The organism is Deltaproteobacteria bacterium, from assembly GCA_029860075.1.
GTDB lineage: Bacteria > Desulfobacterota > JADFVX01 > JADFVX01 > JADFVX01 > JAOUBX01.
The window spans coordinates 16140-34017 of sequence record JAOUBX010000047.1 but is presented as its reverse complement, the minus strand read 5'-3'; the positions used below and the strand labels follow the sequence as shown (position 1 = coordinate 34017).

The 17878-nt window shown below is 35.9% G+C and carries 19 protein-coding genes; all 19 read right to left on the bottom strand.

Annotated features, from left to right (window positions below):
* Window positions 1-800 (bottom strand): Gfo/Idh/MocA family oxidoreductase (locus OEV42_13855; GenBank protein MDH3975361.1); only part of this gene is annotated, 800 nt, incomplete at its 3' end.
* Window positions 797-1492 (bottom strand): NTP transferase domain-containing protein, encoded by a 696-nt coding sequence (locus tag OEV42_13850; protein MDH3975360.1) that lies wholly within the window; start codon window positions 1490-1492, stop codon window positions 797-799. The genes OEV42_13855 and OEV42_13850, both read right to left, overlap by 4 nt.
* 9 nt (window positions 1493-1501) lie before the next feature.
* Entirely contained in the window at window positions 1502-2200 is a 699-nt protein-coding gene (locus OEV42_13845; GenBank protein ID MDH3975359.1) for a hypothetical protein, read from the bottom strand.
* A complete protein-coding gene (locus OEV42_13840; GenBank protein MDH3975358.1) occupies window positions 2197-3270 on the bottom strand; it encodes a sugar phosphate nucleotidyltransferase in 1074 nt (357 codons plus the stop codon). Before OEV42_13840 ends, OEV42_13845 begins: the two co-directional genes overlap by 4 nt.
* Window positions 3271-3309: 39 nt before the next feature.
* Window positions 3310-4359 (bottom strand): N-acetylneuraminate synthase family protein, encoded by a 1050-nt coding sequence (locus OEV42_13835; protein MDH3975357.1) that lies wholly within the window; start codon window positions 4357-4359, stop codon window positions 3310-3312.
* On the bottom strand, window positions 4353-5222 hold the full coding sequence (locus OEV42_13830; protein MDH3975356.1) for a glycosyltransferase family 2 protein: 870 nt from the start codon (window positions 5220-5222) through the stop codon (window positions 4353-4355). Before OEV42_13830 ends, OEV42_13835 begins: the two co-directional genes overlap by 7 nt.
* A gap of 5 nt (window positions 5223-5227) precedes the next feature.
* Entirely contained in the window at window positions 5228-5866 is a 639-nt protein-coding gene (locus OEV42_13825) for a NeuD/PglB/VioB family sugar acetyltransferase (GenBank protein MDH3975355.1), read from the bottom strand.
* Entirely contained in the window at window positions 5863-7020 is a 1158-nt protein-coding gene (locus tag OEV42_13820) for a hypothetical protein (GenBank protein MDH3975354.1), read from the bottom strand. The genes OEV42_13825 and OEV42_13820 overlap by 4 nt, the downstream gene beginning before the upstream one ends.
* 88 nt (window positions 7021-7108) lie before the next feature.
* A complete protein-coding gene (locus OEV42_13815) occupies window positions 7109-7681 on the bottom strand; it encodes a nitroreductase family protein (protein ID MDH3975353.1) in 573 nt (190 codons plus the stop codon).
* Window positions 7682-7768: 87 nt separating this feature from the next.
* Complete coding sequence (locus OEV42_13810; protein ID MDH3975352.1) at window positions 7769-9367, bottom strand: hypothetical protein; 1599 nt, start codon at window positions 9365-9367, stop codon at window positions 7769-7771.
* A gap of 169 nt (window positions 9368-9536) precedes the next feature.
* The gene (locus OEV42_13805) at window positions 9537-10406 is read right to left on the bottom strand and encodes a hypothetical protein (protein MDH3975351.1); all 870 of its coding nucleotides are present in this window, start codon (window positions 10404-10406) and stop codon (window positions 9537-9539) included.
* Window positions 10403-11692 (bottom strand): DegT/DnrJ/EryC1/StrS family aminotransferase, encoded by a 1290-nt coding sequence (locus tag OEV42_13800; GenBank protein ID MDH3975350.1) that lies wholly within the window; start codon window positions 11690-11692, stop codon window positions 10403-10405. Before OEV42_13800 ends, OEV42_13805 begins: the two co-directional genes overlap by 4 nt.
* A gap of 1 nt (window position 11693) precedes the next feature.
* Window positions 11694-12689: a hypothetical protein gene (locus OEV42_13795; protein MDH3975349.1), complete on the bottom strand. Its 996-nt coding sequence runs from the start codon at window positions 12687-12689 to the stop codon at window positions 11694-11696.
* Entirely contained in the window at window positions 12677-13663 is a 987-nt protein-coding gene (locus tag OEV42_13790) for a Gfo/Idh/MocA family oxidoreductase (GenBank protein ID MDH3975348.1), read from the bottom strand. The genes OEV42_13795 and OEV42_13790 overlap by 13 nt, the downstream gene beginning before the upstream one ends.
* A 3-nt stretch (window positions 13664-13666) precedes the next feature.
* Window positions 13667-14416 (bottom strand): glycosyltransferase family protein, encoded by a 750-nt coding sequence (locus OEV42_13785; GenBank protein ID MDH3975347.1) that lies wholly within the window; start codon window positions 14414-14416, stop codon window positions 13667-13669.
* 2 nt (window positions 14417-14418) lie between these two features.
* Window positions 14419-15000, bottom strand: coding sequence for a GNAT family N-acetyltransferase (locus OEV42_13780; protein MDH3975346.1), 582 nt, complete (start codon window positions 14998-15000; stop codon window positions 14419-14421).
* Complete coding sequence (locus tag OEV42_13775) at window positions 14997-15779, bottom strand: glycosyltransferase family protein (protein ID MDH3975345.1); 783 nt, start codon at window positions 15777-15779, stop codon at window positions 14997-14999. Before OEV42_13775 ends, OEV42_13780 begins: the two co-directional genes overlap by 4 nt.
* A 6-nt stretch (window positions 15780-15785) precedes the next feature.
* Window positions 15786-16829 carry a class I SAM-dependent methyltransferase gene (locus OEV42_13770; GenBank protein ID MDH3975344.1) on the bottom strand — a complete coding sequence of 348 codons (1044 nt, stop codon included), beginning with the start codon at window positions 16827-16829 and terminating at the stop codon, window positions 15786-15788.
* Complete coding sequence (locus OEV42_13765) at window positions 16822-17874, bottom strand: N-acetylneuraminate synthase family protein (GenBank protein MDH3975343.1); 1053 nt, start codon at window positions 17872-17874, stop codon at window positions 16822-16824. Before OEV42_13765 ends, OEV42_13770 begins: the two co-directional genes overlap by 8 nt.
* Between the last annotated feature and the right edge of the window lie 4 nt (window positions 17875-17878).

Below are 17878 nucleotides of genomic sequence, written 5' to 3'. Positions count from 1 at the left end.
TGAGAGTTGACCCAGACTCCTCCCGTAATGCCATTGATAAATGATTTATTACTGCCATAAATACTTATATTATGAAAGTGAGGGTGTACGCACCCCCCATGAGCACTTACCTCAGCAATAAGGCCTGTTTCAAATTTCATCAATATTGCTGCAAAATCATTGTATTTCATCTCTGAGTCTTTTGTTGTAATTTGATTTCCATAGGCCTTAACTTCTACGGGAAGCATGTCAATCATCCATATTAATAAATCAATCATATGAACAGCTGCACCATGGATGATTGAGTAGAAATCCATATCCTTACGCCACCCATCGGTAAGCTTATGCTTTCTTCCCCACAAGTATTCCGCCTTCATCGAATAAATATCACCCATTTCTCCTGATTGTACAGCTTCTTTTAAGCGGACAAATCTGGGGCAGGTTCTTAGTACAAGGTTAGATGATAGTTTTATTTCAGGTTTAGACTTTAAAAGTCCTCGAATACTTCTGGCTTCATAATCAAATAAGCACATGGGTTTTTCAACATAGACATGTTTCCCGTTGTTCAGAGCCTGTGTAATCTGTTCAAAGTGATAATTGTCATAGGAAGCGATGGAAACAACATCAATATCCGGATCGTTAAGGACTTCATCCGCAGAACATACCCCTTCAATTTCAGGATACTCCTGCTTTACGTCCTCTAATCTTTCGTTGTCAAAATCACATGTTTTTATCACCTGAGACTGTGGGTGGGACTGGAAGCCGGCAATGTGCTTTCTTCCAACTCCCAAACCAATAATGCCTACTTTAATTTTTTTCATTGTATTCTACTGACAGCACTATCCCTTAATTCCAATACTTCTTTCCAGTTATATTGCCAATGAGGACGATCCATCTTATTTAATATCAATTTAAAGATTCTCATGTCCCCATCGGTATCCACTGAAAGTTGCACTGTAGACGCATCATAATCCGATTCAATATTGAAGATGTTATATTTATCCTTGTTTCTATAAAAAAAAGGCATTACATGCTCTTTATCCTCATTGCTTTTCAATTCACTGTATGCTTCTAAAAAAGTCTTTGCATTTACTACTTCAACGCTTTGACCCTTGGGAAAAGAGCGGTTCAAAACATTTGTAACAATATCATATTCGTTTTTACGATAAAGAGCGACGGCCTTTTCAATAATCTGAGGATCAAGAAGCGGACTGTCACCCGACAATCTAACGAATGCATCAATGTTTTCAGCCTCGATAATATCCTTGAACCTTTCAGCAACATTATCCAGAGAACCTCTAAAATGTCTTACACTCTTTTTTTCACAGTAATCCAATATCGGATCATCACTCTTATCGATAGACGTAGCTAGTAGTATATCATCCAGACCACGACATTTTGATAGGGTTTCAAGTAAAAAGGAAATCAAAGGTTTGTTTTGAACTTTGTATAGCGTCTTACCGGGAAAGCGTTTTGAGGACATCCTGGCCTGGACTATTGCATAAATTTTCATCTCCAGTTTTTATAGCCTTGTTTTTTTAATTTCTCGTATATAGGCTCCTTGAGCCAGTTCAAACTGCCATAAATAATCAATATCAAAGGACTCATATTCATCAACAACGTATAACTCCGGGTCATTTGGTTCTTGAAAACGGCCCAACCAGATGTCATCTTTTATCCAGGCTGTTTTGCTTGCATAAAGGCAATGGGCAGCTTCATATACTTTTTCAGCTGTTTTGGTGTTAGGAGCCTGTTCATCAAGAGGTGCACTTGTAAATAAATTTCCCTCTCTATCCCAGAAAAAATTACGTTTTTCAATGACACCAAATAAGCCGTCATAGCTGCTTTTGGTATAATGGGTAATAAAATTATCTATAGTTGATATTTTCAATAAAGGGGTACATGCATTAAAGGTAACAACATATTTATAATTCAAACTCTTATGCCACTCATGTATATCCTGAATACTGCTTTCTGCATTTGCTGATTTTTCGCTTCGCTCCAAAATATTTATCCCATATTTATTTCCAATATCTATAAGTTCTTGTTCATAAACGTATAAATATATATTTTCTTTAGGAATGACTCTTGATTTCATTATTTTTTCGACAGCAATATCAATAAGAGTTGTTCCTGCAAAAGGTTTAATCATTTTTTCAGGTATTCTTTGCGAGTTTAATCTGGCAAATAAGATTACAGCTATATCATTTATTTTTTTCATGTTAAATCCTTGAGCGCATGGTTTAATCTGTCAGCAGATTCCTTGTACTTTCCCCACTGCCCGATATCAATCCATGATTTTTCAGATACAGGGTATACGCCTATTTTATAGTTATTTCTTTTTAAACTATTGATTAAATCTGTCATATGGAACATTTTATCTTCCGGTATAAGATCTATTGTTTCTGGATTTAAAATATACATGCCTGTATTAACGAGAAAATCATATTCAGGTTTCTCTGAAATAGCTTCCAGTGTTCCACCTTCATCAAGTTCACATATGCCATAAGGGATTGTATAATGTTGCATTGATGCAATAATAGTCAATGCAAAGCCTCCATCAGCATGAAACTGATAAAGTCCGGTATAATCGGCCTTAACTATAATGTCACAATTAGAAACGAAAAAGGGTGAACTTATTCTATTCCTCAATAATCGTAAAGCTCCCGCAGTTCCCAGCGGATGAGTTTCCTGAATAAAGTCAATTTTATAAGCGTTTTCACATTCCTGGAAATAAGCTTTAATCATTGCTGATTTATGATTTAGAGAAAGAATGAAGTTGTACATTCCATACTTGGCATATTCATTCATGATTATATCTATAACCGGTTTATCATCAATAGGGATAAGCGCTTTAGGAAGGATGCGTGTAAAAGGATCCAACCTTGTTCCTTTACCGCCAGTCATTATAACAACCGGCAAATCTATTTTATTGTATATTTCATGGCCCCCCTCAAACAGATCATCCTTAAATATGATTTTAACGACTTTCCCCTTTTGGTTTAGCATAGGAATTGCTGAAATCTTCTTCTCCATAAATATTTCTTTGATGGCAGATTCATCGCAGTCCTCTTCTACATATATCGGACTTCCATTCATTATCTTTGATACAGGAGTCTTTAGGCTTACTTCTTTTAATAATGTCCGCCGTATATCACCATTTGACACTGATCCCACAAGTTGATCATTGTCTTCAACAAATACGGTATTAGCCAACAACAGATCCATTCTTTTTAAGGTCTCTTTAATGGAAAAAGTTGTGGGAATAAGATAATCCTGAATGCTGTTCATGTACAATGTTTTTAGTATTAAATTTAGGGAGTATTATCTTTACAGTAAATCATTCCACTGAATAAGTTCATCTGCTGATATGTCATGAGCTAACTTTCTGCCAATAAGGTACTGTACCTCATCCGGTTTAATTCCTGTTCCAGGTCTTTTGAAAATGATATCTTCAGCAACCAATACATGCCCTTGTTTCAGATTTTTACTGGCAACAGCACTGCGTCTAAACTTTAACTTCTTCTCTTCTTCCGCTCTACTAACAACTCTTTGATCAATACCAAGAGCTTTAGATATGTTTTTTGATTCCTTAATTATGGTTGCCATTTCTTCAGGATCTGCCGATATTTCATGGTCCCATCCGGGCAAATGTTTATCAATCGTAAAGTGCTTCTCAATAATACAGGCGCCTAAAGCTACCGCTGCCAAAGGTATGGATGTTCCTATCGTATGATCAGAGAAGCCGACTGGATAAGGGAATGCCTGCTTAAGCATAGGGATATTCTTGAGATTAATGTCTTCATAAGCGGGGGGATAGATAGCAATACAGTGGAGAAGAACTATTTGTTTATTCCCTACATTTTCGACAGTCTTCACAGCAGTTTCAATCTCCGCCAATGTAGACATTCCAGTGGAAAGTATGACCGGCTTGTTTTTACGGGCTATATATTCCAGCAGTAGAAGGTTATTAATATCCATAGAGGCAATTTTATAAAAAGAGACATCTATTTCTTCAAGCAAATCGACTTCTTCCTTTGAAAAAGGGGTTGAACAAAATTCAATTTCTATATTATCGCAGTATTCTTTTAATTCTTTATGCTGTTCTGGGCGAAGATAATATTTTTCAATCATCTCCCTTAATGATCCAAAATGTTTTTTTTGTGAGTCATTATATTTCTGATTCCTATCATATTCTTCTTTCGAAACAAGTGAATCAGGACTCCATGATTGAAATTTCACGGCATCACAACCACAGGCCTTTGCATCATCGATCATTTGCCTGGCAAGATCCATATCTCCATTATGATTAGCCCCTATCTCGGCAATAACATATGGTATACTATAGCTATTAATTGTTTTATTTTTTATTTTTACCATATTAATTCATCTATTAGTTTCATAGGCTCCCACCATCGTTGAATGTGTGAGAACTGTTTTCGCACAGCATTACAATATTTTTTCTTCATCAGGTCATCAGTTTTTAACCTTGTTAATAGTTTTCTAAACTCTTTTTCAAGATCATTGTATTCTTCATACCACTGACTCATAAGACAATAGTGGTCTCGTTTTATATGAATACCCCTTAATATTTGCTCGTCCTTCAATGAAGAAGGCGAAGCTATGTTCTTTTCGTGCTGCCTGTACCATGTTTTAGCTTTACCGGTAAAAAAGGCGCTAATACCTGAATGTAATATCAACGAAAAAAAATCCCAGTCAAAAGCTATTTGATTATCTGGAATTTCCATTATCTTTTCAGGAATTTTATCGAGACGGATTGAGGTATTTGACAATCCAAGGCAGTTATAACTAACCAGATCTTTAGCAGTAATTTCCTCATTCTCTTTATAAAAGTTTGTCAACATCGGAAGAGGAGAATGAAGCTGCTCTCCGAATAAAATCAATTCATTATATACCAAATTATTTTTTAAAAGTAATCTTTTAACTATTTCAACTCTATTCTCAGAGAAATAATCATCAGCATCTGCGAAAACAACAGCTTCTATTCCTTCGTTCATCAACCAGTTAATCCCCCTTTTTCTCAAAGCAGAAGGTGAATCTTTTGAATCTTTTACTCTCACTGGGAAAGGTAATTTTCCTAAAGAACCTCCTAATCCTTCAAGGCCATCATTAATCAGAAACAATTCAAAGCCAACATCAGTTTGATTAGACAATGAATTAAAAAAATCTGGCAGATATTTTTCAAGACCAGGATATACGACACTAAAAACAGCAATCTTCATCAAATTTACGTGGACCTAGAATTTTCTAAATTTCTTTTTATTATAGAGTTTTCTGGAAGATTATTCATTATCCTAAGTCCGCAAGCAATGATTGAGTTGCAACCAATCTCAATATTTTCTTTCGTAACAGAATTACTACCCACAAATGTCTTAGTTCTTACAATTGTGCCACCATTAATTATTGCACCTGTTGAAATGTGACAATGATCTTCAACAATGGCATTATGTTCTATCAATGACGATGTATTGATAATACAGTTCTTTCCAACTTCTGTAGATGCATTTACAATTGCCCCAGGCATTATAATTGTCCCTTCACCAATATTCGCTCTTTTTGAAACGTATGCCTTAGGCGATATTATTGCTGGAAGTTTAGCGCCAAGTTTTTTTACTTTTTCAAATAGCATTACTCTTCTTTCGGGTGATTTAATTTGTCCAAGCGAAATAAAAAAATATTGATTAACTTTGACTAGACTAGGTAAATCAGCATCACTTCCAACGATTTCGTAAGTATTAATCTTTTTTCCTAATTTCTCTGGCAAATCAACGATACCTGCAATTGAATATTTCTGTTCTTCTTCAATGACATCAATGCAGGAAACACAGTGCCCACCTCCGCCAATCAATATAATATTCGGTTTCATATTAAGGCCAGTTCTTTATCTATCAGCTCTATCAAATCAGCTGCCCTAACTTCTTCAGGTATTAATTCGTAGTTTTTTTCATCAAAAAAAAGCTCACCATTATGACACGGTATTTGGAATCGACGGTAAAAAGGGGCATAATCATCTGTCACCTTTTGAGGATCACAATTATGCACAGGCAATTTATTATAAAGAGTATGAAAAACAGTTCCACTTAATCCTGTAAATACTCCCTTTTTAACGTAAGGTAAAAATAATTCAATACCCAGGTTATGGTAATCAGTCAGTTCTTCTAAAGAAGGGTAGCTATTCTCTATAATACTGTGAGCAAAACGTGCTGAACGAGAATAAAGTTTATCTGTAATTTTTCTTATAGGTGATAATTTTGCAATAAAACTACAGATATTCATACCTGCTTTCATTAACTGGACATTTCCATGAAAGCTTTCATAATACCTTTGTTTATCCCTTACATTATGGTGTTTTAAATATACTTTGTCTGTCTGCTCAATATTACGCAATATCTGCATTAAGTTTTTAAAGAACTTATACCTTTTTTCACATTGATCTCCCCTTAGAATGGATATTGAGGGCAATGCAATAAGATAATCGATCTCTAAATTGAGGTTATCAAAAAGCGGATATTTTTTGTAAGGGAAACCTGACTCAATAATGTGAGCCCCTTCGAGTTCCCCGTAGGTCCCTTCGCTTTTCGCAATGACTTCAATAAGGAATTTTGCAGGTGCTAAATATTTATCTACACCCAAATCTTTTAATAAATCTAAGTTTCTAAAACCTCGTGCATGAAACAATAAACCAATTAATTTAGTCCAGGAGATATTTTTCCTGAATTTATCTAAATAGTCTTCTGAAAACCAATTCACTGGATACATCAACAAAAGTTTACATTTACACTTCTCGTCGACATATACTTTCTTAACACCAAATTCTACACATAGATCCCTTATCTTCTTTTCAGTGATTCTAGCCTTCGCAAAAGTTTGGTTTTCAGGTTTATCATAAAAAGCTTTGTCATCACTTAGAAGCAAAGCGATTTTATATTTATGAGACAAATATTTAATGATGCTCAAAAAATTTAGATTTTCTCTGCCGAAAGAGTAGACTAATACAATATCAAACTCCTTTTGCTTCATATTCTACCTCTTTATCGATTAAATTAACCGACCGCTAAATGCGAGTGAAACGATCTATTAGCAGTTGGGGAGAATTATTGGTTCGGGCCTAATCAATAATAATGTCTTTCAAGGAACGCTTGGGCACATGGTGTTTGCCTTTTTTGTCGCGCCAATACTTTATATCACCGTCTAATCCTAATGGATCAATTTGGATAACTTCTTTCGGTTTTCCCAAAGCAATAACAATGAGTATGTCATAAATATCTGGGATGCCTAATACTGTCATCAAGTTATCCTGTTGAAGGGTCGCAATAATGCAGCCACCAAGCCCAGCTTCTGTCGCACCGAGGAGGATACTTTGGGCTGCAATTCCACAATCAATATCAAATGACCTACTAACACTTTTATCACCAAGAATCATGATATATGCTGATGGTCTTTCACCCTCAATTGGTCCCGACCAATCTTTAAGATATCCTGCCCAACCTAAGTTGGGAAAAATAAGATCGTTTTTTTCAGTACTCCAGGAGAGAATGTACTTTAATGGCTGCAAGTTTGCTGCTGATGCGGAAAGCCTGGCAAGGTTTATAAAGCTTACGAGTGTAACTTGATCAATCTTGACGCTTTGATGAAATCTCCGACAGCTCCTGTTTTTTTGAATCAGTTTTTGCAGTTTCATTTGATATTATGTGAGCATCCTAACGCGGCGGGTGAAGGGAGCACCGATGTGCGCCTTACTCAAACCGCTTTGGTAGACTGCTACCTATTAGTTGATTGCCGCGTGCTGTTCATCCGCAGTGTTAGGGGTCCTGAATAAGGGCTTATCATTCTCATAAACTTTTAAAATAGAATTCTTAAGCCCGTTAATATTTTCTCTAAATAAAATATCTGCAGCGTCTCTAAAGTTAGAGCTACTGTAGCCTTTAAAGCAAACCTGTTCGACCGCAAACATAAAAAGCCTAATCTTATCGTAATCTACCTTAAATCCTTTTTCAATTTTCTCTATGGCTTCTTTACACTTTTCTAGTGTCGGAACATAAAATATGCCTTCACAGCCTCGATACCAAGCATGACCAAAAATAAAAGCAGGTTTCCTTCTCATAACTGCTTCCCAGCCCGTTGTTCCTGTTACAGTGGCTACAATTTTGGCATTATCAATGAGATCCCAAGGAGAAACTGAAGTTGGGACAAGCTTTACATTAGGTAGTGCTACCAAATCATCATAAAACTCTTTATCCCTAGCCCTCTCCCCATGCGAATAGGGAGAATTTTGCCAAAAATTCTCTTTTACATAAATCTGCCATCCTTGCGGGACAGATTTTGACAGTATATCAACCATGAGAAGCTGGTGAACAAAGGCATTTCCCAAGGGTGCTGTTGAACACTCAGGTTGATAATGAAAAGCTGCGTATACGTAAGGAATATTTAAATCTACATTTTGTACAAGAGAATTGTAATATGACTCTAATTTTTTCTTTTCTCTTTTTGCTCTATATTTATAAAGTCTGTATTCAAAATCAGTCCAAGTTCCATCTTCTATTTTCTTCTTCTTATGTTTTAAGTAATTTAACCTTCCTGGCCGATAAAACATTTTTAGCAATGTTATAAAGTAGTAAGGTGCTTTAAGTAAATTCTTTATAACATTTAGAAAGTAGTTAATTTTTTTTGGACCATTTATCAACTGAATTACATTATCTGCATAAAAAGGAATAGCTTGCGAATAATCCCCTTTTAATTTAATCAAATAGTCTTCAGCAATTTTAGATAATTGAACATTGGGAGATTTATCGGAAGATAGATAGCTCTTAAACAAAAGCTCTGCAGTTGTCTGTGTTTCAAAACTTTCCAAAGGAAAAATCAAACTATTGTTAAAAGCAGGAGTTGTTTGAAAAATAACGGTTTTTATATTTTCCCTTTTGCATAGTACATACAATATATAATCAAATACAACGTGAGGAATGTATGGGAAAACAACAATATCCGGACTAAAATGATTCAATACACAAAGCCAATATCTTAATTGTGAATGATATAAACGAATTCTATCTTGATATGAAAAAGATTTATGGGGGTCCATTCTGTTCATCATGCCAAGAGCAACTGATTCATTAAATGATAGTTCCTTAAGTAAATTTCCATTTAAGCAAGGCAACGTGTATCCTTTAAACTCATCGGAAGGGACACCGCGCATTGCAGCAAAAGAATCGTGATAAATAACCTTTGAAAAGTTATTTTTAATGTCTTGTTTAACTTTAAACGGACCAGTCCAGTAGCACGGAACAAAACCATAATCTTTTTCGAGTTGTTTGGCTACTTCGATCCAAAAAGGCTCAAAACATTCACAATATATAACTTTTCTTTTCATGTATAAATCCTACCTTACATTGATTCGATAATAATTCGCCTACTATATATTTACCAATTAATACTTTTATAAAATAGAAGGAATTATTTTACATTCCTCAGCATTTCTTGGTATTTTTTGCACCTATAAAGAATGAAATTTTGTGCTCAGATAATTCATTGTAAAAGCTCTAACTACAGGGCCTCCAGACTATAATCGATACTGGTGCCAATGCATTAATGCCCATCACCGCAGGTTTTTCCTCTAAGATTTCAATCACTCCTTGGCTTTGCTGCTTATAAAGAGATGTAATAAAACCAGAATTGTAGCCATTGATTTTAATGTACTGACGACGCATGAGTCCAATTAAAGTATCTGGAGTATAATGTTCATAACATGGTTCTACATGTATAGCTACTTTTATACAACTATCACAAAGATATTTAAAAAAATCAGATTGTAATGTCGATACGCAAGCTATTGCCCAAGAGGTAAAGACAATAGAATCTTTAGGTATTTCACCGTTTACTGCGGGAGATGCATTAAAATCACAATGCACTACTTCAACTTCAGAATGTTGCGCATATGATAATTTTTTAATCAGTTCAATGCCGCTATTTGTATATTCACCCGCGATAAAACGTAAGCCAGCAAACCTATCTTGCTTTACATAATCAAGTATAAGACTTCCATAACCTGCACCAAGCTCAACGATAGCTGAAGCTGGCAAATAATTTTCTATTGTATTCTGAACAAGTCTTTTATATCGTTGATGCGCTTCCAACGTAGGTAAAAGCTCAAATTGATTGCCGAAACTGCACAAAGAATTTTGAGGATTCTTGTAAAACTTTTGATCAACTTCATCAATTAATACTTCTTTTTCAGATTCTTGAATTTCCTCTAGCAATTTTCCCCATTTTTCACATCCATATTCTCTGTCAATCTCTTGTGGTGTCTTCTGCTTTGTTTCCCAGGGATCAATCCCAAAAAGGCGAGCAGGCCATGGTGAAAAGCGAGGCAAATCATTAATATCAAAGATTTTTTTTTCTTCCCGTTTCATTTCAGTTCTTTTATGTTGTTATAAACCTTCTCAAAAGCTCTAATTACATCATCTAAATCATTTTTGTTCATACCGGGGGTCATTAATTGATGATAAAAAAGTTCTTTTTCATACATTTTTTCGGTTACTGGGCACAATCCTTTTTTATAATCAACACTCTCCTTAGACCAAGGATACCCTTTTGAGCCATAAGCAATTTTATTCTGATAAAGCGGCTCCAGGTATAGAGGCTTTACATAGCCGCAAAGTACAAGTGCACCTTCTTTTTCTCGAAGCGACGTGCCAGTTAATTCGGCTCTTACTGCCTCAATGAATACATCTCTGGAGACACCAGCAATGCTTTCATTAAACTTAAAAGCATGAACATAATAAGCATGAGTACTTTTTTCTCTTACCTTCGGTGAAGTTATAGCCGGTATCTTTCCTATATGCTCTGACAAATATTCACAATTCTCCTGTCGTTGCGCAACAAGGCCTTCCAGCTTTTTTAGTTGACAGCGGGCTATTGCCGCTTCCATTTCTCCAAGCCTAAAATTAAAACCAATCATATTAACTAAATTTTCTGTTCCCTTCGCTCCAACAACGGCCTCAGCATGATTACGGATAAGCTGTAACCGCTGAGCAAGTTCATCATTATCTGTTACAATGACTCCGCCTTCACCGCAATGTATATGTTTATGATAATTCAGAGAAAATACTCCCATATCACCAAGCGTACCGGCAAATTTGCCATCATATACTGCTCCGGGAGCTTGGGCAGTATCTTCAATAACATATAAATTGTGCTTTTTAGCCAAAGCTTGAATTGCTTCAGCGTTACAAGGCAACCCAAAAATATCTACAACAATAATTGCTCGAGTTTTAGGTGTAATCCGCTCCTCTATTGACTTAACATCAAGACAAAAATAATCTTCTTCAATGTCAGCAAAAACAGGAATTGCATTATATATAAGAGGTGCAACAGCAGAAGCACTCATGGTATAAGATGAAACAATTATCTCCTCCCCCGGCTCCACTCCAGTTGCTCCCACCGCGCAATATAGTCCGGAAGTACATGAATTTACAGCAACAGCATGCTTAGCCCCAAAATACTCTGCCCATTCTTTTTCTAAAGTGCGCACTTGAGGCCCACCATAAAAATTATCGTGCCAACATCCTAAATATTGTGAAAGTATTCCTGAATCCAAAACTTGATTGACTGCTTTTTTTTCTTCCTGACCAATAGAATTATATGCGGGGAATGGTTTGGTGCGTACAGGTTTACCCCCTTTAATAGCCAATGACATATTACTTGTCTTCTCCTTTTGCTCTTACCAAATCATTAATTACTTCCAGAAAACTCTGTTTATGCCTGATCCCTTTATAAGGTATAGAGCAATCTTTTTTACTTGTTGGAGGAATCACGCTGAATACAGGTTTACCTACTGCCAAAGATAACACCAATGCCATACTGTCACTACCTACCACAGCATCCGTCCAAATTAGATCATGAAGCATATCCTGATTTTCAGAAACTTCAAACAAGCAACTTTCCTTAATAATATTTGAATATTTTTCTTTCGGCTCACTAGGGTGAAGCCGAAGCTTTAATTCAATCTCAACATTTAAATTTTGTGCTTTTTTAAATGCATCAATTAAGGATTCAACTAAATCATACTCAGTATATCCTAAATAATTAGAATCATTATACTTCTTGGCATAATGTTGGCTTATCGGTTCACTTATAAATAGGACACGTATATTGTTATGATTGTCAACCTTATTAATTTTAGATTTCTTTGTATATTTTTCTTTAAAATCTTGTAGATAAGGGTTTTCTATTTGCTTCATATAGTGAGGAGGAAATCCCAATTCTAAGGCTAAATTATAGGCATATTTATCACAAACCCACACTTCGTTCGATAAATAACTCTGCCAATTATTTGGAATCTCTTTCCATAATCCGGAGGGGAGGTATCTTTCCCTGTAGTTTTTCCAGTGATCAATAATTGTAATATTATAAATGTTTTTTTTTTGGGCTTCTTCAATTGCACGGCGCTCAAAGTCAGGACTCCAGCCAGTACTGGCTATTACTTTATCCACATTTGGGTCAAAATAGCTAATTTTCTCTATAGAAACTCTCTGTATATCACCCAGTTTATTCGAAAAAATTTGTATTGCTGGGCCGTCTAGGCAAAATAAAAGTTCCTCCTCTGGTTTGTTAAGTTTTATCCATGAGGAGAGAACTTCAGCCCCCCCTGCAGCATAAGACACAATCATAATTTTTGGTTTTACTTCTGCCATTGTTCTATTAAATCTTCACAAATAATTAAAGTTTGCAGCCCGCTGTTTGCCGATGAAACGAGATCAATCCCTTCAACAAAATGCTGATAAATATGCTCGGGAACATATTGCTGGCAACGGACAAATCCGCTCTCTAATTTTTCTGCAATGTGCTTAAGTCTCCGATATCCTTTGTACTGCGGATCATCTTCCGGTGCCCTTATGGTAATATTGCGCCCAAAATCATCATAATAAATAACTGCGTTCTCAAAAATAAAATCTGCTTTTCCAATACTAAAATTACTACTACTTACAGATTGGAAAACACAGCGGGCATTTTTGATAGAAATCCAAAAATCAAATTCAGGATCTTTGTTGGCTTCTTTCTTCTCTTTCCTCTCCAACACTCCCCAAGATGAGGGTTTACCTACTAAATAACTATATAGATCCATAAAATGCGATGCATTATTGCGAATGCCGCGAGTATAATACGTATTACCCCCTAAAAAAGAACCGAATCTATTGTCTTCAATGTCCTTTTTTAATTTTTGCACTGTCGGTTCACAACGCCTCATATAGTTTACAGCAAGTTCACACTCGCTTTTTTCACACAACTCAATTAACCTATTAGCTTCTTCTACGTCTAAAGCCAAAGGTTTTTCCATGAGAATAAGCTTTGGTTTAAAATACAAACATTCTTTTAGAACACAGTCCCTCTCCCCCGGTGGTATTGCTATAATAAAAACATCATATGTCCTATCCTTAGGTATAGAGGATAATTCTAGAAATCCAGGCTTTTTAGTAAAAGATTCAAACTTTCTACAACGTTCAATATCTCTATCCACTCCACAAACTAATTCAAAACCGCCATGATTCATAAATGATTTGCTATGAGTTAAAACATAATCCTTATTATGAGAAAGATCATACTCAAGTCCTATTCCACCAAGGCCTACAATGACTGCATTAAATTTTTTTAAAAAAACCTTATTCATGCACTACTGAACCCTTGTCCTGGAGACCTCTTTATTCATTTCCAATAATGCAGGATTGGCTCTAAGATATCTTAAAATATCATATGTAGAAAAATCCTTGAACTCCAGATAAAAATGTTCAAAAATGTTTGTTATTAATTTGTAATCTCTTTCTTCATCCAATGTTAATCCTAGCTCCGGCCAATGTAATTCCTGAGGAGCCGGCAAATGAAGCTTTCGAAAACGCTGAGGCTGACGCCGTATAAACCAGCTTACATGCTCTCTATCTGCAGGAACATCAGTCTCTTTATCAGCTAAAGCTAACAAATCTACAGAGAAAACTTGAGTATCTATACCTACGGGAAAAGATACAGGATCCAGATTAGAGACATAATCGCAATCGTTATGTAAATAAAGGGCTATCCCCTGAGAAATAACTTCTGGATCAAGTAACGGACAATCTCCAGTTACTTCCACAAGAATCTCTCCATCAAAAGATTTTGCAGCGCAAAGAACACGCTTTAAAACATCATGTTCAGAGCCTCGAAAATAATTTACTCCCATGCGCTTGGCTAAGCTCACTATTGGATCATCCGTGCTGTTAGTGGTTGTCGCGAGAATTATCTCCTCTATAGCCTTGACTCGGCGCAGTCTCTCAACTAGCAGCTCAAGCATAGGTTTGCCACACGCTTCTTTTAAAACCTTTCCCGGTAAGCGTGACGATGTCATACGACATTCGATGGTAGCCACTATTTTTTTACCAAACTTATTCATAATTACACCTTTAAAGAAAGCTTAGGATTCCCTAAAGCCATCCATGTAACTTCTACAGAATCTTTTTCTCCAGGATATTTCTCTTGTGTAGTATTTGTAATTCTAAATCCATTATTATTAAAAGCTTTAAATGAACCTTTATTGCCAGCAAAGTAACCTGCTGTTACTTTTTTTAAATTAAGTTCCTCAAATGCATATCTGCAAATCAAGCCTATTGCTTCACTTCCATATCCCTTTCCCCAATAATCTTTTTCCCCAATAATAAGCCCGAGATCTCCTACACCCAAGTCCCAATCAATTGGCCCAAGTTTAATATTGCCAATATGCTGGTCATTATGTATTAAAACTATCGCCAGAAAAAGAGTATTATCATCTTCCAACTTTTCTTTAACATAATCTTTTATTTCTTTTTTAGAATATTTTTTGCCTCTGCTGACAGTAAGTTTAGTTACCTCAGTATCATTCATCCAACTCCAATATTTGTCATTAACATCTGAATTGCGAACCTTACGCAAATAAATATGTTCACCATCAATACAAATTTCTTTATTACGCATAGATTCTCGCATTAAAGAAGCCTTCATACACACGATCCATCTTCTTTTAATAAATCTTGCTTATATCCTGCATCCCTAATAATTCCCCTGTTGATTTCCATAAGTTCTGGTTTATTTGCCAAGACCTTCAATATATCTTCTAAAGTGAAATTAATATCTTTATCAGAAGGGATCTCTGAAACTATTCTTTTCACAAATTCATAGTCAGACAGCTCATCAACAGTCCATCGGTGTAAAGACAGATCATTATTAGAACTAACATTAATTCCTCTATAAGCACAGCCTCCTTCAAGTGGCGTCATTCTCCACATCCAGGGAACGACATGTTCCCGATCTGATTTCCTTTCAGCTTTTAGATTTGCATCATTTAATAAAGCAGATGAAAATGCGGAGACATCAAAGCCATCAGGCCAGGTTGGGGGTTTTACATTTGTTACATAATCATACTTACCTTCAATAAAAATAGTAACTAGTTGATCGATCACTTCTGGATCTATAAGCGGACAATCACCTGTTAGACGAACAATAATATCAGCACTACAACTTTTAGCTGCTCCTGTATAGCGAGCCAGCACATCATCCTCTGATCCTCGAAAAACGGAGTACCCATGTTCTGAAACTACCCTGGCGAGTTCATCATTATCTTTTCCATCACCAGTTGCTAAAATAATTTCATCAACGGCCGAACTCTTTGCAACGCGATCAAGCATAAAACAAATCATAGGTTTGCCAGCCAGGTTCATCAAAACTTTGCCTGGCAAACGAGTTGAACCGATTCGAGCCTGCACAATTGCAACAACTTTCATATGTCTTTACCTCTTTACGCTAAGAAGCATATGAACTTCAGAGGCCATTTTACGTTCATCATGAACTTTTTGCAAATCATCGATCAAAGGTTTAAACATGCTTTCCCATAATTCCGAAGCATTATTATTATGTGGATTCTTTTTCAGCATGACCCATATGCTGCGAAACAAATCAATCATATCAGAGCCGAACCACCACTCACTTGCTCTATCAAAGCCAAACTCGTTACAAAAATAATCAATAGATGTTTCTGTGTAGAGATGAGTATGAGCCGGAGCACAATGTCTCGGCATAACATTTTCTTCAAAAACAATTTCAAAAAAAACACAGGGGCTGAAAAGTGGTAATGATAAATAGAGATATTCAATATTATCGTTTTCGGTAATTGCTTTGAGTATATCGCGAGGGTTTTGTAAATGCTCCAAAACACCTATCATTGATACAACCTCAGCCTTAAGAGAAGAAATTATTTCCACTGTATCTGAGAGATTATGTTTCCTTATCAAATCTGCACCCAACATATTATTGGCAAGCTCAACCTGACTTGAGGAAACTTCATAACCGGCAACATTCAATAAATTTTTATTTTTTAATGCACTAACAAAATACCCACTCCCGGCACCTAGATCTGCATACCCTAATTCTTCAGGTTTTTTCCCCTTCTCTTGTAGTGCTTCTATTACAAAATCAACCTTGGGAATATAAATATCTTTGACGCGGTTATTATATGCTTCACAGGTTTCTGCGCTGTAGGTTTTACCATAAGCTTCTCCTTTTCCCTCTGTATATAAAGCGGCACAAAAGGTATCTGTATCCTCATTTCCTCCATTAAAATGGCCACAATTTGAACAAAAAAAATAATCTACACCTGATTTAGAAAAACTAGATTTTCCAAGAGGATAACAACAGTTTTTACATTGAACACGTTTTGGTTGAGCCGAATAATGTTTAAACATTTCTTTGAACTCAGAAAGTTTTAAATCATTTTCGGCGAAAAATGACTCTTTGTGGCCCAAAACATCATTACTGGATTTACAAAACTTAATCATAGTTTAGGTCCGCTTCTCTAATTAATGTTCCTATTTCAAGATCATCAGTATATGTTGCTTTTTTCTTAAGGTAGCTCAAAAGATCTTTAGGACTAAGACCCTCTAATTGAGGTCTTAAAAATAATATGTCCTCATATTTAAGGGTATCTCCTTTATTGATACTGCGATCAAGGTAGCAACCTCTGCGGGCATTTGTCACTGCTGCTCGTTCACAGTCAAAGACCCAGCTGTTTTCTTCTTCACCATTGATTTCAATCAGTTGTTCAACTTTATTGAGAAACTGCATAAAATCTTCAGGATCTGCTGCATGGTAGTGGTCATTACCTTGAAGTTTTTTGTCTATTGTATAGTGTTTCTCGATTATTTCTGCCCCCAAAAGCCAGGCAGTAGTCAGAACATCCAATGAATATTTTGTATGATCGGAGAGACCTACTTTGCAGTGAGGAAATTTTTCTTTAAGTGCTTTGATTTTCCACAGGTTGGCATCGGCTTCTGCTGTAGGGTATGATAAAACGCAATGCAACAAGCTAAGATTGTCGCATCCCCTATCTTCTAAAAACTTAACTGCTTCAGAAACCTCTTCATATGTGGAAGCCCCTGTAGATAAAATAATTGGTTTTTTAAAAGATGCGATTTTGTCCAGAAGCGGAAAATTTGTTATATCTGCAGAAGCTATTTTATGTACAGACACCAGTGTATCAATAAACTCGGCACTTTCAAGGTCAAAAGGTGTTGACATGAATTCAACACCAATATCATTGCAATATGACACAATTTCCAGGTACTCTTTTTTAGTAAGTTTATCAAACTTTGAGAATAGTTCTTTCTGAGATGTGGTTGTTTCTTCACTGGTATCCCAGTAAGAAGGAGAATTGTCCGCCGCCAGTTTGTCGGCTTTATAGGTTTGGAATTTAACTCTATTGACACCAACCTTTTTACAAGCGCTAATCATTTTTCTAGCTGCATCGACCAGTGAAATGTTTTGCTTTTTAGCTATATCGTAATAATTAACACCAATTTCGGCAATTATATCCGGTTTTCTCATTTTT

What these genes read in the sequence shown, in the direction of transcription:
- OEV42_13850 (MDH3975360.1), bottom strand. Translation starts at nt 1,492, where the DNA reads ATGAAAATTTATGCAATAGTCCAGGCCAGGATGTCCTCAAAACGCTTT.
- OEV42_13845 (MDH3975359.1), bottom strand. Translation starts at nt 2,200, where the DNA reads ATGAAAAAAATAAATGATATAGCTGTAATCTTATTTGCCAGATTAAAC.
- OEV42_13840 (MDH3975358.1), bottom strand. Translation starts at nt 3,270, where the DNA reads ATGAACAGCATTCAGGATTATCTTATTCCCACAACTTTTTCCATTAAA.
- OEV42_13835 (MDH3975357.1), bottom strand. Translation starts at nt 4,359, where the DNA reads ATGGTAAAAATAAAAAATAAAACAATTAATAGCTATAGTATACCATAT.
- OEV42_13830 (MDH3975356.1), bottom strand. Translation starts at nt 5,222, where the DNA reads ATGAAGATTGCTGTTTTTAGTGTCGTATATCCTGGTCTTGAAAAATAT.
- OEV42_13825 (MDH3975355.1), bottom strand. Translation starts at nt 5,866, where the DNA reads ATGAAACCGAATATTATATTGATTGGCGGAGGTGGGCACTGTGTTTCC.
- OEV42_13820 (MDH3975354.1), bottom strand. Translation starts at nt 7,020, where the DNA reads ATGAAGCAAAAGGAGTTTGATATTGTATTAGTCTACTCTTTCGGCAGA.
- OEV42_13815 (MDH3975353.1), bottom strand. Translation starts at nt 7,681, where the DNA reads ATGAAACTGCAAAAACTGATTCAAAAAAACAGGAGCTGTCGGAGATTT.
- OEV42_13810 (MDH3975352.1), bottom strand. Translation starts at nt 9,367, where the DNA reads ATGAAAAGAAAAGTTATATATTGTGAATGTTTTGAGCCTTTTTGGATC.
- OEV42_13805 (MDH3975351.1), bottom strand. Translation starts at nt 10,406, where the DNA reads ATGAAACGGGAAGAAAAAAAAATCTTTGATATTAATGATTTGCCTCGC.
- OEV42_13800 (MDH3975350.1), bottom strand. Translation starts at nt 11,692, where the DNA reads ATGTCATTGGCTATTAAAGGGGGTAAACCTGTACGCACCAAACCATTC.
- OEV42_13795 (MDH3975349.1), bottom strand. Translation starts at nt 12,689, where the DNA reads ATGGCAGAAGTAAAACCAAAAATTATGATTGTGTCTTATGCTGCAGGG.
- OEV42_13790 (MDH3975348.1), bottom strand. Translation starts at nt 13,663, where the DNA reads ATGAATAAGGTTTTTTTAAAAAAATTTAATGCAGTCATTGTAGGCCTT.
- OEV42_13785 (MDH3975347.1), bottom strand. Translation starts at nt 14,416, where the DNA reads ATGAATAAGTTTGGTAAAAAAATAGTGGCTACCATCGAATGTCGTATG.
- OEV42_13780 (MDH3975346.1), bottom strand. Translation starts at nt 15,000, where the DNA reads ATGAAGGCTTCTTTAATGCGAGAATCTATGCGTAATAAAGAAATTTGT.
- OEV42_13775 (MDH3975345.1), bottom strand. Translation starts at nt 15,779, where the DNA reads ATGAAAGTTGTTGCAATTGTGCAGGCTCGAATCGGTTCAACTCGTTTG.
- OEV42_13770 (MDH3975344.1), bottom strand. Translation starts at nt 16,829, where the DNA reads ATGATTAAGTTTTGTAAATCCAGTAATGATGTTTTGGGCCACAAAGAG.
- OEV42_13765 (MDH3975343.1), bottom strand. Translation starts at nt 17,874, where the DNA reads ATGAGAAAACCGGATATAATTGCCGAAATTGGTGTTAATTATTACGAT.